General features: G+C 36.5%; 13 protein-coding genes. 5 read left to right on the top strand and 8 right to left on the bottom strand.

The window, feature by feature from the left end; genetic code table 11:
- A partial coding sequence (locus tag HLX49_RS15165) for a YaaC family protein (RefSeq protein ID WP_296362941.1) occupies positions 1-218 on the top strand: 218 nt, incomplete at its 5' end.
- 510 nt (positions 219-728) lie between these two features.
- On the opposite strand, the gene HLX49_RS15160 is transcribed toward HLX49_RS15165, so the two are convergent.
- From HLX49_RS15160 to dnaA, 8 genes are all read right to left on the bottom strand, one after another.
- A complete protein-coding gene (locus HLX49_RS15160) occupies positions 729-1,796 on the bottom strand; it encodes an HD-GYP domain-containing protein (RefSeq protein WP_237342810.1) in 1,068 nt (355 codons plus the stop codon).
- 143 nt (positions 1,797-1,939) lie between these two features.
- Positions 1,940-4,429 carry a DNA gyrase subunit A gene (gyrA, locus tag HLX49_RS15155; RefSeq protein WP_296362937.1) on the bottom strand — a complete coding sequence of 830 codons (2,490 nt, stop codon included), beginning with the start codon at positions 4,427-4,429 and terminating at the stop codon, positions 1,940-1,942.
- A gap of 121 nt (positions 4,430-4,550) precedes the next feature.
- A complete protein-coding gene (gyrB, locus tag HLX49_RS15150; protein ID WP_483372458.1) occupies positions 4,551-6,476 on the bottom strand; it encodes a DNA topoisomerase (ATP-hydrolyzing) subunit B in 1,926 nt (641 codons plus the stop codon).
- A gap of 16 nt (positions 6,477-6,492) precedes the next feature.
- Positions 6,493-6,792, bottom strand: a complete 300-nt coding sequence (gene remB / locus HLX49_RS15145) for an extracellular matrix regulator RemB (RefSeq protein ID WP_077702090.1) — start codon at positions 6,790-6,792, stop codon at positions 6,493-6,495.
- A gap of 16 nt (positions 6,793-6,808) precedes the next feature.
- Positions 6,809-7,921: a DNA replication/repair protein RecF gene (recF, locus tag HLX49_RS15140; RefSeq protein ID WP_296362934.1), complete on the bottom strand. Its 1,113-nt coding sequence runs from the start codon at positions 7,919-7,921 to the stop codon at positions 6,809-6,811.
- A gap of 146 nt (positions 7,922-8,067) precedes the next feature.
- Entirely contained in the window at positions 8,068-8,286 is a 219-nt protein-coding gene (gene yaaA, locus HLX49_RS15135; RefSeq protein WP_077702088.1) for a S4 domain-containing protein YaaA, read from the bottom strand.
- A gap of 490 nt (positions 8,287-8,776) precedes the next feature.
- Complete coding sequence (dnaN, locus tag HLX49_RS15130; protein ID WP_077702087.1) at positions 8,777-9,913, bottom strand: DNA polymerase III subunit beta; 1,137 nt, start codon at positions 9,911-9,913, stop codon at positions 8,777-8,779.
- 357 nt (positions 9,914-10,270) lie between these two features.
- Positions 10,271-11,611 carry a chromosomal replication initiator protein DnaA gene (dnaA, locus tag HLX49_RS15125; RefSeq protein WP_077702086.1) on the bottom strand — a complete coding sequence of 447 codons (1,341 nt, stop codon included), beginning with the start codon at positions 11,609-11,611 and terminating at the stop codon, positions 10,271-10,273.
- Between the two features lie 1,006 nt (positions 11,612-12,617).
- On the opposite strand from dnaA, the gene rpmH reads away from it, so the two are divergent.
- The 4 genes from rpmH (at position 12,618) to jag (ending at position 15,152) form a co-directional block, all read left to right on the top strand.
- Positions 12,618-12,752 carry a 50S ribosomal protein L34 gene (rpmH, locus tag HLX49_RS15120; RefSeq protein WP_050350585.1) on the top strand — a complete coding sequence of 45 codons (135 nt, stop codon included), beginning with the start codon at positions 12,618-12,620 and terminating at the stop codon, positions 12,750-12,752.
- Between the two features lie 486 nt (positions 12,753-13,238).
- Positions 13,239-13,583: a ribonuclease P protein component gene (gene rnpA / locus HLX49_RS15115; protein WP_077702085.1), complete on the top strand. Its 345-nt coding sequence runs from the start codon at positions 13,239-13,241 to the stop codon at positions 13,581-13,583.
- Between the two features lie 190 nt (positions 13,584-13,773).
- Positions 13,774-14,541, top strand: a complete 768-nt coding sequence (gene spoIIIJ / locus HLX49_RS15110) for a YidC family membrane integrase SpoIIIJ (RefSeq protein WP_296362925.1) — start codon at positions 13,774-13,776, stop codon at positions 14,539-14,541.
- Positions 14,538-15,152, top strand: coding sequence for an RNA-binding cell elongation regulator Jag/EloR (jag, locus tag HLX49_RS15105; RefSeq protein WP_077702083.1), 615 nt, complete (start codon positions 14,538-14,540; stop codon positions 15,150-15,152). The genes spoIIIJ and jag overlap by 4 nt, the downstream gene beginning before the upstream one ends.
- The last annotated feature ends 331 nt before the right edge of the window (positions 15,153-15,483 follow it).

The following is a 15,483-nucleotide window of genomic DNA, read 5'->3' as shown; positions in this document are numbered from 1 at the left end:
ATCGGGAAGATTTTTTCCCCATCCATGAGGTAATGGTTCATTACTTAGTACTTTACAATTTAAGTATGCTCGGTCGCTATGAAACGGAATGGTGGGGCGACCTTTTTGTCCATAAAGCTGATGTTGATTTCCCTTATATATCACATTTTTTAGAATTGGCAGCTTGGAAAACACCAGCTTTACTTATGAATGAATTATACAAGCAACGTAAAATTTAGAAACAAAATGTGTAATTACGGATAAAACCCCTTAAAGTGGATTAATTAAAATCTGGGAGACTTCTTTGAAAAACGTGTAGAAAGAAGTCTCCTTATCTTTCTACTATAGGAAAGTATAGCGTTTTTATGGTTTATAGTATAAGTAAAATGGCGGTGTTCTTCCGCCATAGAATTGGCGAAAAGACGAGTTTTTCTAAAAAGATAAGAAAGTATAAAATTTGTTGCTTTGGCATACGGACTCAACGAAATAGCCATGTCCGGCTCCAGCACCCAGCAACTAGGCGACTTCACGAAATCGCCCTACGATAAGTCATCATCGGTTCGTTCTAAATAGGGAGGCCGACTAAAGACGGGCTTGCCGGAGGGCGCCGGCATACTCCTGTTGCAGGAGCATGATTCCTAAAACTTTAGTTGATTCGTTCCAGTCGCTACGTTGCTAAACGGGTGCTTGCGCCTTTGTTCTCCCTATTAGATCTATACTGCTTTTTGTCCTCCAATCCAAGGAAGCCATTACAATAATACTTCAATAAATAAGTCAGGATAATTTTCTAAAGCAATAATTTGATTATCTTCTAACCGTACCATAGGACGAGTTGGTTTCTTTTCATCCGTAAATACAATTTCAGCTGTTTTTTGATTGGATAGCTTCACCTTCGTACCAATCGAAAACTGTGTCATCATTTGTATAAATAACTGAATAATTTCTGGATCTAACTTTGTAAACTTTTCGGTCTGCAATACTTCTATAACTTTAAACGGAGACTGCTTTTGTTTATAGTAACGTTCGCACGTCATTGCATGGTAGGTGTCACAAATAGCTATGATTCGAGCATACCGATTGATTTTCCTTTCTTTTAACCCAGAAGGGTACCCGCTACCATCAAGTCGTTCATGATGCTGTGAAATGGCTTGTTTTATGTCTGACTTTAGAATAGGCACGTTTTTAATGAATTGATAGGAATATGTTGGATGGTTTTTAATTTCATTCATTTCGGCTTCCGTTAGCATAGTCTCTTTTTCAATAATGATAGGATTTATCCTTGCCATTCCACAATCACTCAACAATCCTCCTAACCCTAATTGCAACCATTCTCCTTTAGGAAATTCAGATTTATAACCAATATACGCTGCTAATATCGCCACGGCTATATGATGATGGTAGATGTAATCTTCTTTTTTAGCATAATGATGCAATTTAAATACATACTTATTTATCTCTTCCATGTTATCTAATAATGGTATGATTAAAGCACGAACTTCTGTAATATCAATGCGCGCACTGTTCTGCCATTTAGCAAATAGTTTTTTGTATTGTTGGACAGTACGTTGATATTGCTTAGAAAAAGATGTGGTAGGATGTGTAGCCACTTTTACCGTTTCGGTTTGCACTTCTTTCTGTATGTGGCCTTCAGCCTGTTTTTCGGAAACATCGACTTTTTCAATGAGAAACTTATGTAAAACAGTAATATGTTCCTCTGTAAGCACTGTATGCTTAGGAATGATAGCACGATGTGATTTGCCTTTCACATCGCGAAGCAACACACAACCTGGTGAAAGTGCATTGGTTTCAACCCACAAGTAAATTCCCCCCTTCGCCTTTATGTAATCGATTTCAAAACGATGATTAAAAACTGCCACACCATGGTTAGTGGCTGGAGGGAGGACTCCCTCCGTTACCATCTATCCATTCATGTCTACTAGTAGATCCGTTTCATTGAAATTTATTCGTGGCTCGATTCCGCTTCGTCTTGTTCTTGCTCTTGATCTGTATTTTCCTCTTCATCTGGTTCGATTCGAGCAACTGTTGCTACTTCTTCATCTTCATGCAAACGAATTAAACGAACCCCCATTGTGTTTCTTCCTGTGACCGAAATACTTTCAACTGGAATACGAATAAGCACACCAGCTACGGTAATCAACATCAAATCTTCTTCTCCAGAAACCGCCTTAACTGCAACAACGTGACCAGTTTTTTCTGTTAGATTACAAGTGAATATACCTTTCCCACCACGGTTCGTCGTGCGGTATTCCGACTCTGGCGTTTGTTTTCCAAAACCTTTATTCGTCACGTGGAGAATATTCGCATCTTCTTGTAAGATCTCCATCGATACAACTTCATCATCTTCTCGTAAAGAAATACCTTTTACACCTGCTGCACTTCTTCCCATTGGACGAACTTGGTCTTCAGGAAAACGAATGAGATATCCATTTTTAGTCGCGATCATGATATCTTTCATTCCATCTGTCAGACGTACAGATATAAGTTCATCGTCTTCTCTAAGACCTACTGCGATTAAACCACCTTTTCGTATATTAGCAAATTGCGCTAGCGAAGTGCGCTTAGAAATACCATGCTTCGTCGTAAAGAATAAAAATTGATTTTCTATATAGTCATTAACAGTTATTACTGCATTGACCCACTCGCCTTTTTCTACTTGCAACAAATTAATAATTGGTATCCCTTTTGCAGTTCGACTAAATTCAGGGATCTCATACCCTTTCGCTCTGTATACTTTTCCTTTATTCGTAAAGAATAAAATCGTATCATGTGTCGAAGTAGAGACAAGATGCTCAACAAAATCATCCTCGTTCGTTCCCATACCTTGTATACCACGGCCACCGCGATTTTGCGTGCGATAAGTGGAAGAAGGAAGGCGTTTAATATAACCTTGGTGAGTTAACGTAATCACAATATTTTCTTCAGGGATTAAATCTTCATCCTCAAAGAAATCACTACCACCAATTACAATTTCTGTACGCCGATCATCATTAAAACGTTCTTTGATTTCAGCAAGCTCCTCACGAATGATTTCTAAAACCTTTTCTTCATCTGCAAGAATGGCTTTCAATTCTTCAATGAGCTGTTTTAATTCTTTATATTCATCTTCAATTTTTTCGCGTTCTAAGCCTGTTAAGCGTTGCAGACGCATATCTAGAATGGCTTGTGCTTGCTTTTCTGATAAATCAAAACGTTCCATTAAACCGTTACGGGCAATATCTGTCGTTTTGGAGTTACGAATTAGTGTAATCACTTCATCTAAATGGTCAAGTGCAATGCGCAATCCTTCTAAAATATGTGCCCTTGCTTCTGCTTTGCGTAATTCAAATGCTGTTCGCCGTTTTATAATTACTTTTTGATGCTCTAAATAATGCTCCAAACATTGTTTAATCGTTAACACTTTTGGACGTCCATCAACAAGTGCTAACATATTAATGCCAAATGTTGTTTGCAATGCGGTATGCTTGTACAAATTATTTAAAACAACATTCGCATTGGCATCACGTCTAAGCTCTATAACGACTCTTAAACCGTCACGATCAGATTCATCACGCAAATCCGTTATACCATCAATGCGCTTGTCTCGAACAAGCTCCGCAATTTTTTCAATCAATTTTGCTTTATTTACTTGATAAGGTAATTCAGTGGCGATAATTCTCGGCTTCCCGTTCGCTGTCTCTTCAATTGTTACTTTTGCTCGAACAGTAATGGAACCTTTTCCTGTTTCATATGCTTTTCGAATCCCGCTACGACCGAGAATTTGCCCAGCAGTTGGGAAATCAGGCCCATGAATATACTCTCCCATTAACTCATCAATCGTAATATCTGGATGCTTACTCAATGCGAGTACCGCATCGATCGTTTCTCCTAAATTATGTGGTGGAATGTTAGTCGCCATACCTACCGCAATACCAGATGCACCATTCACTAACAAATTCGGAAAACGTGCTGGAAAAACGACAGGTTCTCTTTCCGATCCATCATAGTTATCGGCATAATCAATGGTATCTTTATTAATATCTCTTAGTAATTCCATAGAAATTTTCGACATTCTTGCTTCGGTGTAACGCATGGCCGCTGCTGAATCGCCATCAACCGAACCAAAGTTCCCATGCCCATCAACAAGCATATTTCGATAACTAAAATCTTGTGCCATACGCACCATGGCTTCGTAAACAGCTGAGTCACCATGTGGGTGGTACTTACCAATTACTTCTCCTACAATACGTGCTGACTTTTTATACGCTTTATCTGCATGCATACCTAAATCATTCATTGCATATAATATTCTACGATGTACAGGTTTTAAACCGTCACGAACATCAGGCAATGCACGAGAAACAATTACACTCATAGCATAATCTAGGAATGATGTACGCATCTCTTTTCCGAGATTAATTTCCTGTACTTTTGGACGTTGTTGATCCGCCATTATCCGACTACCTCCATTTTACTCATATAACCAAGCAGTATTAAATGTATTATGTCTTTATCCGATTCATTTGGTAATTGTGTTAGAAAAACTTATCTTATCTCCAGTTTTCCATTACATTTTATATATCAAGATTTTTTACATATTGTGCATTTTCTTGGATAAAGTTACGTCTTGGTTCTACTTTATCACCCATGAGTACATCAAAAATTTGATCCGCATCGATTGCATCAGATAATTCTACCTGTAGTAATGTACGCGTATCAGGACTCATCGTCGTCTCCCAAAGCTGCGTTGCATTCATTTCTCCCAGACCTTTATATCTCTGTAATCCAGGCTTAGGCGCTTTTGGCAATTCTGCTAAGATTTGCTCCATTTCTTTATCATTGTATGCATAGTGAACAGCTTTTCCTTGCTGAATTTTATAAAGCGGCGGCTGAGCAATATATATATATCCATGCTCGATTAACGGTCGCATATATCGATAAAAGAAAGTAAGTAATAGCGTACGAATATGGGCTCCATCTACATCCGCGTCTGTCATTAGAACTATTTTATGATAACGGGCTTTGGAAATATCGAAATCTTCGCCAATGCCTGTTCCTAATGCTGTAATAATGGAACGTACTTCATTGTTCGACAAGATTTTATCTAAACGTGCTTTCTCCACGTTTAAAATCTTTCCTCTTAAAGGTAAAATAGCTTGAAAATGCCGATCTCGACCTTGCTTTGCGGAACCTCCAGCTGAGTCTCCCTCCACAATGTACAATTCACTAATGGACGCATCCTTAGAAGCACAGTCTGCTAATTTCCCAGGTAAATTAGATACTTCTAAAGCGCCTTTTCTACGTGTTAATTCTCGTGCTTTTTTAGCTGCGTCACGTGCTCTAGAAGCCATTAATCCTTTTTCTACAATAATTTTAGCTACAGTAGGGTTTTCAAATAAAAACTTAGAAAATAGTTCACTAAAAACAGAATCTGTCACTGTTCGAACTTCACTATTTCCTAATTTCGTTTTCGTTTGTCCCTCAAATTGTGGATTTGGATGTTTAACAGAAACAATTGCTGTCAAACCTTCACGGACATCTTCCCCAGATAAATTCGGATCGTTTTCTTTAAATAGATTATTCTTTCTGGCATAGTCATTAATGACGCGGGTTAGCCCTGTCTTAAAACCAGCTTCATGTGTACCACCTTCGTACGTATGAATATTATTCGCAAAGGAATATAAATTACTTGCGAACCCATCATTATACTGAAGTGCTATTTCTACAGCAATTCCTTGGTCTTCTCCTTCTGCGTAGAAAGGCTCATGCAAGACTTCTTTTGTTTGATTAATAAACTCTACATAAGAACAAATACCACCTTCATAACAGTAGCTAACAGGCTCCTTATCCGTACGTTTATCTTCAATGGTTATTGTCAAACCTTTATTTAGAAATGCCAATTCACGAAGACGCTGTACTAATGTATCAAAATTATATTCTGTCGTTTCATCGAAAATAGTGGGATCTGGCGTAAAATGAACAATGGTACCAGTAATATCTGTTTCGCCAATAACCTTTATTTCCCCTTGAGGGACACCTTTTTCAAACCGTAAGAAATGAATGTTACTGTCTCGGTGAACATAAACTTCTAAACTTGAGGAAAGGGCGTTTACGACGGAAGCACCAACACCATGAAGTCCTCCAGAAACCTTATAACCGCCACCGCCAAATTTACCGCCGGCGTGTAGTACAGTCATAATGACTTCTAACGCTGGTCTACCTGTTTTTTTCTGAATATCAACAGGTATTCCACGCCCATTATCTTTAACCGTAATGCTATTATCTTTTTCAATAAATACTTCAATGTGATCACAATAACCGGCTAAAGCTTCATCAATACTGTTGTCTACAATTTCCCATACGAGATGATGTAATCCCTTTTCACTTGTTGATCCAATGTACATTCCAGGTCGTTTTCGTACAGCTTCTAAACCTTCCAAAACTTGAATCTGGTCTGCATCATACGCCTGTTCCTTCATGACTTTATCATCCATTGACATGTTCTCACTTCCATTTCTATACTTCTTCCGATTCCAGTTCTTTTATATCATCTGAAAAATCATCAAGCTTACTAATCGTTGAAATCATACTTGCTCTTTTTTTCAGTGTAGATACAGATAAGGAGCTATAATAAATGCAATCTTTTGTTATCATGACGGATTTTGCTTCTTCCTGTGTACCTTCTAATTTTTTTTCTGTAGCAGCTGCTACCATATATTCTTCCATTATCGTTGATGATGAAATTAGATGGTAATCAATGATCGCAATAACATCATTGGAACGTATCACATGGTCATTTCCAATATGGATAAACATGACGATTCCCCCGTATTTAAGATTCTACTTTTCCATCCTTCACCCGAAAAATGGCTGCTTGGTTTAATGTTTCATGCTGAATACCATCTACACTTGTTGTGGAGACAAAGGTTTGCACCTTTCCTTGAATAGTTTCTAATAAATGGGACTGTCGGTAATCATCTAATTCGCTTAAGACGTCATCTAGCAGTAAGATCGGATATTCCCCGACTTCGTTATAAATTAATTCAATTTCCGCCAATTTAACCGCTAAAGCTGTCGTACGTTGTTGACCTTGTGAACCGTAAATTTGTACATTTTTATCATTTACATAAAATAATAAATCATCTCGATGGGGACCAATTAACGTTGTTCCCCGATCGATCTCTTTATCTTCAATTTCGCTAAATTTACGATTATATATATCTGCTATTTTTCCCTTATTAGCTTCTTCTGATACGTCTATTGTCGGGGCGTAAGCAATATGCAATGTTTCTAACTGACGGCTTATACCATAATGAATTGGACTAGCCCATTTTCTTAGCAAAGTCAAAAAAACAAACCGCCTTTCTAATAAAGTTGCGGCATGTTTAATAAGCTGATCGGTTAAAACGTACAACATCGTTCGATCTTGGGTAGATTGTCGTTGTAATTGCTTTAATACGTGATTCCGCTGTTTAAGAATCTTTTGAAACTGGCCTAGATGATAAATATAGCGCGGTTGGATTTGACCTAGTTCCATGTCCATAAACCGTCTGCGAACTTGTGGTGCACCTTTTACAAGTGTTAAATCCTCTGGAGCAAACATTACGACATTAAAGGCTCCAATGTAGTCACTTAATTTCTTTTGCTCCATGCGATTTAATTTTGCCTTTTTCCCCTTTGCGGAAATGACAATTTCAAGCGGAAAAGACTGATTTCGTTTGGTTACTCTACCTTCTATTTTAGCATACTCTTCTTCCCATTTAACTAGTTCCTTTTCCCTGGGGGTGCGGTGGGACTTCGTAAACGCTAATAGGTAAATAGCCTCCATTAAATTTGTCTTCCCTTGTGCATTTTCACCTATAATCACATTAATTGCATGATCAAAAGTCATATCTAGGCATTCATAATTGCGATAATTTTTTAATTGGAGTTGTTGTATATGCATGTTTCATCCTCTTTATTCAGGAAATAGTTCGCTAGGTTTTCACAGCTTCTTAGCTTGTAAAATTATGCAGATTCATTTTTGTGGAAGCTAAAACATTTTTGTTTGTGGCGACTATCTATGAACTACAGCAGTTGGTTTGTAAATATCTATTCTCGGTCCACTTGGAAACATCCAACTTCATCTATTTCTACCTTATCACCAGCATATAACTTTCTTCCACGACGATGTTCACGCTCGCCATTTACAAGTACACCAACATCTTGTAAATATGCTTTCACCATACCGCCAGAGTCTAAGATATTGATTAATTTTATAAACTGCCCCAATTGGATATATTCCGTTTGAATCATTATTTTTTCACACATTGTTTATCACTCATTTTCTTTTCTTATTAATACTTTTTGTAACCTTCCATTGCATGTTAGCAGTCTTTTCAATATATAACGATATAAAAGAATGACGCTCAATCTCTCATATTCCTATTTTACTAAAGATTTGCCTTTAAGGAAAGGTATCCTACTTCTTTTCTAAAATAAAGTCTCTGTAAGGCTTTAAATCTGTTTGTAAAAGCTGTTTTTAGCTTTGTTCAGGTGTAAAATAACATGTAAAGCTTTTTTAACTATAGGAAAATATAAAAGTTTAAAACTTTATAGTATAAAAAACGACAGCGTTTTTTCGCCATAAGACTTGGCGATAATTCATCATCGGTTCGTCGCCTCACCGTAATTCCTTTATCTCAGTTAATTCGTTCCAGTTGCTACGTTGCTAACCGGGCGCTTACGCCTTTGTTCTCTCTTCTAATGCAAAGGAGCCGAACAATCTGTTTATAATTGTTCGGCTTCTTATTTCATCTGTTTAATATGTGCGTACGGGTAAAATCAATTGCAGAATCGAATCATCTTCAACTGGTTGGATAATAAATGGGCGCATAGCACCTGTAAAAGCAATTTTTACTTCTTCATAATCAATTACTTTTAACGCATCAATCATATATTTTGAACTAAACGATATTTTTAAATCTTCACCTTCCATAGAGGAAATGGAAACTTCTTCAGTGACATTCCCTATTTCTGGATGATTACTGGCGATTTCTACCATATTATTATTTTTCGTTGTTAAACGAACAACATTATTTCGCTCTTCTTTAGCTAATAAAGATGCACGATCGATTGTATGTAATAAATCTTTAGTACTTACATATAAGATCGTTTTACTCGCATCAGGAATTAAACGTGATGTTTCAGGGTAATTGCCATCAAGTAGTCTAGACAAAAATTGCAAATGCTTCGTACGGAATAAAATCTGGTTATTCGTTACACTGATTTGAATTTTTTCTTCGCTATCATCCATGATTTTATTTAATTCATTCAAGCTTTTTCCTGGCACAACCACATTTGAAAATTCATTCGTCGTTTCTGTTACGGGAACGGTTCGTGAAGCTAAGCGATGACTATCTGTCGCTGAGAAAGTGAGTGTTTGATCAGCTAATCTCATATTCACTCCAGTTAAAATAGGTCTTGTTTCCATGGTTGATACCGCAAAAACAGTTTGTTTAATTAAGCTTTTTAAAAGGTCAATTGGGAGTTCAAAACTGTCATCTGTTTGTAATTTAGGTAGTTGTGGATATTCTGCTGCATCTTGTCCATTTAGATTAAATTCTGCTTTACCTGAGCGAATCGTTACTTTTAAACTTTCATCAACTTCTATTTCCACAATTTGTTCTGGAAGTTTGCGAACAATATCAGGAAAATATTTGGATTGAAGTACAATACTACCTTCTTCGATATGATCTACATGAATAATTCCCTCTTCTTCAGCTGGAATATAAGATTCGATGGATATATCAGAGTCACTTCCTGTCAATGTTATTCCATCTTTTCTTGCTTCCAACTTTATTCCCGTTAAAATAGCGACAACTGGACGAGATGAAATAGCCTTCATGACGTTTTGTACGGCCGTCATTAGTTGATCTCGCTGTATAACAAATTTCATATATTTTTCCTCCTAATGGAAGTTTCCTATATATTTATGTTTACATTTTTGTACGTTTATTTCCTGCATACATATATATATTTATTAATAAAAAATAATAGTAATAATAATAAGGCCTGTTAGTATGTGGAAAACTAGCAAACATTCAACTTGTACAAGTTATTCACATGTGGATAACTTGTACATAAGTAAGTACTGCTTATACACATTGTTAACAAGCCAAAATAAAGTAGCCATCCATTTTAGTGTTGAAAAGGGGGTTTAAGAAGATCGCTTACCCTAAAGTTTTTTTATTATAAGCATAAACACATGTTAAAGAAATAGATTTGCATCTATAATGGACATTTAGTAGCTGCTTTACATTGATTTTATTTGTTCTTTAAGCTCTTCCAATTCTTTAGCTAGCTGTGTATCTTTATCGATCAATTTGGATATTTTTTCATGCGCATGAATGACGGTTGTATGGTCTCTTCCTCCAAATTCCTCTCCAATCTTAGGCAGAGAAGAATCGGTCATTTCTCTTGATAAATACATAGCTATTTGACGAGGAAAAGCAATGGATTTTGTACGTTTTTTAGCTAAAAAATCTTCCAACCGAACATTGTATCTCTCACCAACTATTTCTTGAATACTAGCAATGGTAACTACTTTTGGTTTATTACTAGGAATAATATCCTTTAAAGCATCTGCTGCAAGGGAAGCATCGATGTCTTGATTAACCAGTGATGAGTAGGCAACGATACGAATGAGTGCCCCTTCTAATTCACGGATATTTGTATCAATTTGGTTTGCAATATAGAGCATTACTTCATTAGGAATATCAAGACCTTCTGCTTTAGCTTTTTTAGTTAGAATAGCAATTCGAGTCTCCAAATCAGGTGGAGTAATATCCGTAATCAATCCCCATTCAAACCTTGATCGAAGTCGATCCTCCAGTGTAGGAATTTCTTTTGGAGGTCTGTCACTAGAGATAATAATTTGTTTGTTGTCATCATGCAGTGCATTAAATGTATGGAAAAACTCTTCCTGTGTTGATTCCTTTCCGGCAATAAATTGTATATCATCAATTAATAAAATATCTACATTGCGATACTTATTGCGAAAATTGACGGTCTTATTATCCATAATGGCGTTAATAAATTCATTGGTAAATTTTTCTGAAGACAAATAAACGACTTTAGCTTCCGGATTATGATCTTGAACGTAATGACCGATTGCATGCATCAAATGGGTTTTCCCTAAGCCAACTCCACCGTAGATGAATAGGGGGTTATATGCTTTTGCTGGCGCTTCAGCTACAGCTAAAGAAGCAGCGTGTGCAAAACGATTACCAGCTCCGATGACAAACGTATCAAATGTGTATTTTGCGTTTAACAAAGATTTCGAGTGATCATTAAGCTCGTTTCCTTTCCCTTGATTTGATGTAGGAACAGCTTCTGCATCTTTAGTCGTACTAGGAATAATAAACTTAGTTTCTATTTCAGCTCCGGTTATTTCTGTTAAGATTTCCGAAATAAGCCTCGTATATTGATTTTCTAACCAATCTCTAGCAAATTCATTGGGGGCAGAGACGATGAGCGTATTTTTGTCTAAAGTTTCTGCTTTGGTATTTTTTAACCACGTATCGAAGCTTGGCTTACTAATTTTTTCTTCTATCTTTTCAAGCGCTGCAGTCCATATTTCTTGTATATTTTCCAATCAGGAGTTCACTCCTTTCTAATAGTAGATAGATCATTCATTAATCCGTATATAACGGTTAACCAATCAAGTTGATGACAGAGAATGAAATATTGTCATCTTTCTATGTTAGTAGCATATACATGACAGAAAAAGCCTCTCTCAATCCTATAGTCCATGTTCCATGAACAATTTTCTAGATGGAAAGGCATATGGTAATCTCCATATCGTAATTTCTTGTCTGTGGATAAATATAATTGATGAGTAAAAGGGAAAGATAGATTTATAAACGATATCCACATTGTTGTTGATAACCTTAAAAACAAGTATGTTTATAAGTATCCACACCTTATCCACAAACTGTGTATAAGTGTAGTTGCTTTTTTTTATTTTCACAGGTTAAACACAAATATAATATCAGAAAAAAGTAAGAAGTGCAATGGCTTTTCGACGCTTATCCACAAAGTCCATAGCTTGTAGACAAAATTTATCCACACCACTATATTTTGTGAATGATTTGTCGATAATTGTTGTGGATAGAGAAAAGGGGATATTTATCTGTCAACAGAGGCTGTGGATATATGAAATATTTCTGGGGAGGACTTGAAGACTAGTTTTTAGCAAAAAAAGAGAAGGCACTCTATTATAAAATGGACGCTTAGTGGGGCAAATACATTTGAAAGAGGCCTTTATCATGGAATCTAGCGTAGTGTTTTTTCGTAGCGGTTACTATCTATATTTAACTTGTTTGTTTATAGAACCCAGTAAAGTGTACATAAATAGATTGCCGGAGATGTAGAGGTTATAACTATGTCGAAAATAACTTGGCACATACGTGGATATGTAAGGGAGTTTATTAAATGAAAGTGAATCGATGGGCTTTATCTATAAAGATTTTGTAAGAAGGACAAGTTTTTCTAATAAGAACAAGTTGACAGATACCCTTATTTTTACGTATAATTACAAAGACTGTCTGATGAAGGATTAAGAAATGGTATAATTCATCCCTTAGGGAGGTGCAAGATAAATGAAAAGAACGTTTCAACCTAATAATCGTAAACGTAAAAAAGTACACGGCTTCCGTACACGGATGAGCACGAAAAATGGTCGTAAAGTAATTGCTCGTCGTCGTCGTAAGGGTAGAAAAGTCTTGTCAGCATAGACCACTGAACCATCAGTGGTCTTTTTTTCACTAGTAGGAAAGTATAAAAATTTTACCGTTTATCGTAGAACAAAGGCGCGGGGCGCACGGTTAGCAACGTAGCGAGTGGAACGAATCAACTAAAGTTTTAGGAACCATGCCCTACAACAGGGGTATGCTGACGCACTAAGGTAAGCCCGTTTTTAGTGGGCTTCCTATTTAGCACGAACCGATAGTGACTTAGCTTAGGCAATGGAGTGAAGTCGCCTCGTTGCTGGGCACTGGAGCCGGACGTGGCTATTCCGTTAAATTGGTATCCAAAAGCAACAAACAAATTTTATACTTTCTTATTTCTTTCAGAAATAACGATAGCGTTTTCTGCCATGGGCTGGTGAGCAGCTAAGTTCTTCTAAATAAAATTGTAACATTGGCGAAGATTTTCTTTACATAAAATGAATGAATCTTCCATCCGTGTATGTAGTTTTTAATGTAGTAAAGGTGATCAATTTGAAGAAAGAATATCGAATTAAGAAAAATAGTGATTTTCAATATGCCTTTAAAGCAGGGAAATCCTTTGCAAACCGTCAGCTCGTTATTTATTATGTGAAGAGAGAGGGACAGTTGCATTTCCGAATGGGGCTATCAGTTGGTAAAAAAATTGGGAATGCAGTAACAAGAAATCGTATTAAGCGATATTTGCGACAGGCTTTCTTTGAGCTAAAGGACGAAATTGCTTATCCATATGATATTGTTATCATTGCGAGACAGCCAGCAAAGCAAATGACCTTTTCGGAAATCAAAAAAAGTTTAACCCATTTGTTATATAAAGAACAATTGTTAAAAAATCAATAAATTTAATATAGAATCTTCCCTTTATTTAAGTTAAAATAACGATAGGTGACAGAAAAACTTGTCTTTTACTAGTACTATAGTATAGGAAAGTATAAAAATTTTTGGTTTATCGTATAAGAAAAATGACAGCTTTCGCTATAAGAATTGGCGATAAGTCTAGTTTTTTAATATAGAGTTAGGAGGAAATGTGTTGCGTAAAAATTTTTGGTTGCTAGTAGTGCTTATTGGTTTACTGGCAATTTTATCTGGTTGTACAGAAGTAAACGAGCCGATTACGAGTGAAAGTGAAGGAATTTGGAACCAGTACTTCGTATATCCAATTTCATGGCTTATCACTTATTTTGCAGAATTATTTAATGAGAATTATGGACTGGCAATCGTTCTCGTAACAATTATTGTTCGTTTATTACTGTTGCCATTAAATGTGAAACAATTAAAAAGCTCGAAGGCGATGCAAGATATTCAGCCAAAGATGAAAGAGCTGCAACAAAAATATAGTTCAAAAGATGCGAATACCCAGCAAAAGTTGCAACAGGAGACCATGGCTTTATTCCAAAAGCATGGTGTAAATCCACTTGCCGGTTGCTTACCGATTTTCGTTCAAATGCCAATTTTAATTGGGATGTATCATGCGATTATGCGAACAGAAACGATTAAAACACATAGCTTTTTATGGTTCCAATTAGGGGAACCAGATCCATTCTTTATTTTACCATTAATTGCTGGTGGGGCGACATTCCTACAGCAAAAGTTGATGATGGCAGGAAGTCCTGCTGCACAAAATCCGCAAATGATGGTTATGCTTTATGTTATGCCTATCATGATCGGTGTCTTTGCTATTTTCTTCCCGTCTGCTTTAGCGTTATACTGGGTAGTAGGGAATATCTTTATGGTTGCTCAAACGTTATTTATTCGTAAGCCAATGATGGCTGCAAATAATGGAGGAGACAAAAAGTGAGAGAAATAACTGCTAGTGGACAAACAGTTGAAGAAGCGGTCCAGGCAGCTTTAGAGCAGTTAAAAACAACCAGGGACCAAGTTGAAGTTGATGTCATTGATGAAGGTAAAAAGGGATTGTTCGGCGTATTTGGTACGAAACGTGCTTACGTTAAAGTCAAAATCGTTGAAAATCCAATTGAAAAAACGGAAAAATATTTGCAGCAAATATTCGAACAAATGAATGTTTCTGCAACGGTGCAGACGACTGTAGTAGACCATCATGTTACGTATGAAGTAACAGGCGATGATATTGCTTTATTGATTGGAAAAAGAGGTCAGACGTTAAATGCGCTACAATATTTGTTGCATTTGGCGATGAATAAAAATGCTTCTGAATTTTACACAGTCACATTGGATGCAGAAGGATACCGTGAACGTCGCAAAGAAACATTAGAAGCGTTGGCGAATAGAATGGCGGATAAAGCAGTTCGCTTAAATAAAAAGGTAGCTTTAGAGCCTATGCCTGCTTTTGAGAGAAAAATTATTCATAACGTACTACAGGAAAATAAGGCTATTACTACTTATTCTGACGGTAATGAACCACATCGACATATTGTTATTCAACCCTAAAGCAACGCTATAGATCCTATCTAGTTCTTCAGCTAGATAGGATTTTTTATTTTACACGTATATCCAATGCTTATGCAACTTGTGAAAAAGGGAGATGAGTTTTAGTCAGATATCCACATGTGCATAACTTTAAGAAACGAAGCACTAGCGTTGCATAAAAAGTAATGCTTCAAGTCAAGCGTTAATTTTCCATTTGAGACATAGGTAACAGAATTTTCTGATATATGTTATTTGTACACAATGAAAAAAAGACAACAGGCATGAGAGGTAGCCCTTCATCCATTTTTTGAATAGTATATACTTTTAAACGAATGGATCGTATGTTAAATCA

Origin of the sequence: Virgibacillus sp. (assembly GCF_013393565.1) — a bacterium.
Lineage (GTDB): Bacteria > Bacillota > Bacilli > Bacillales > Amphibacillaceae > Virgibacillus > Virgibacillus dokdonensis.
The sequence above is the reverse complement of the archived record's forward strand: the minus strand, read 5'-3'. Positions and strand labels throughout refer to the sequence as shown.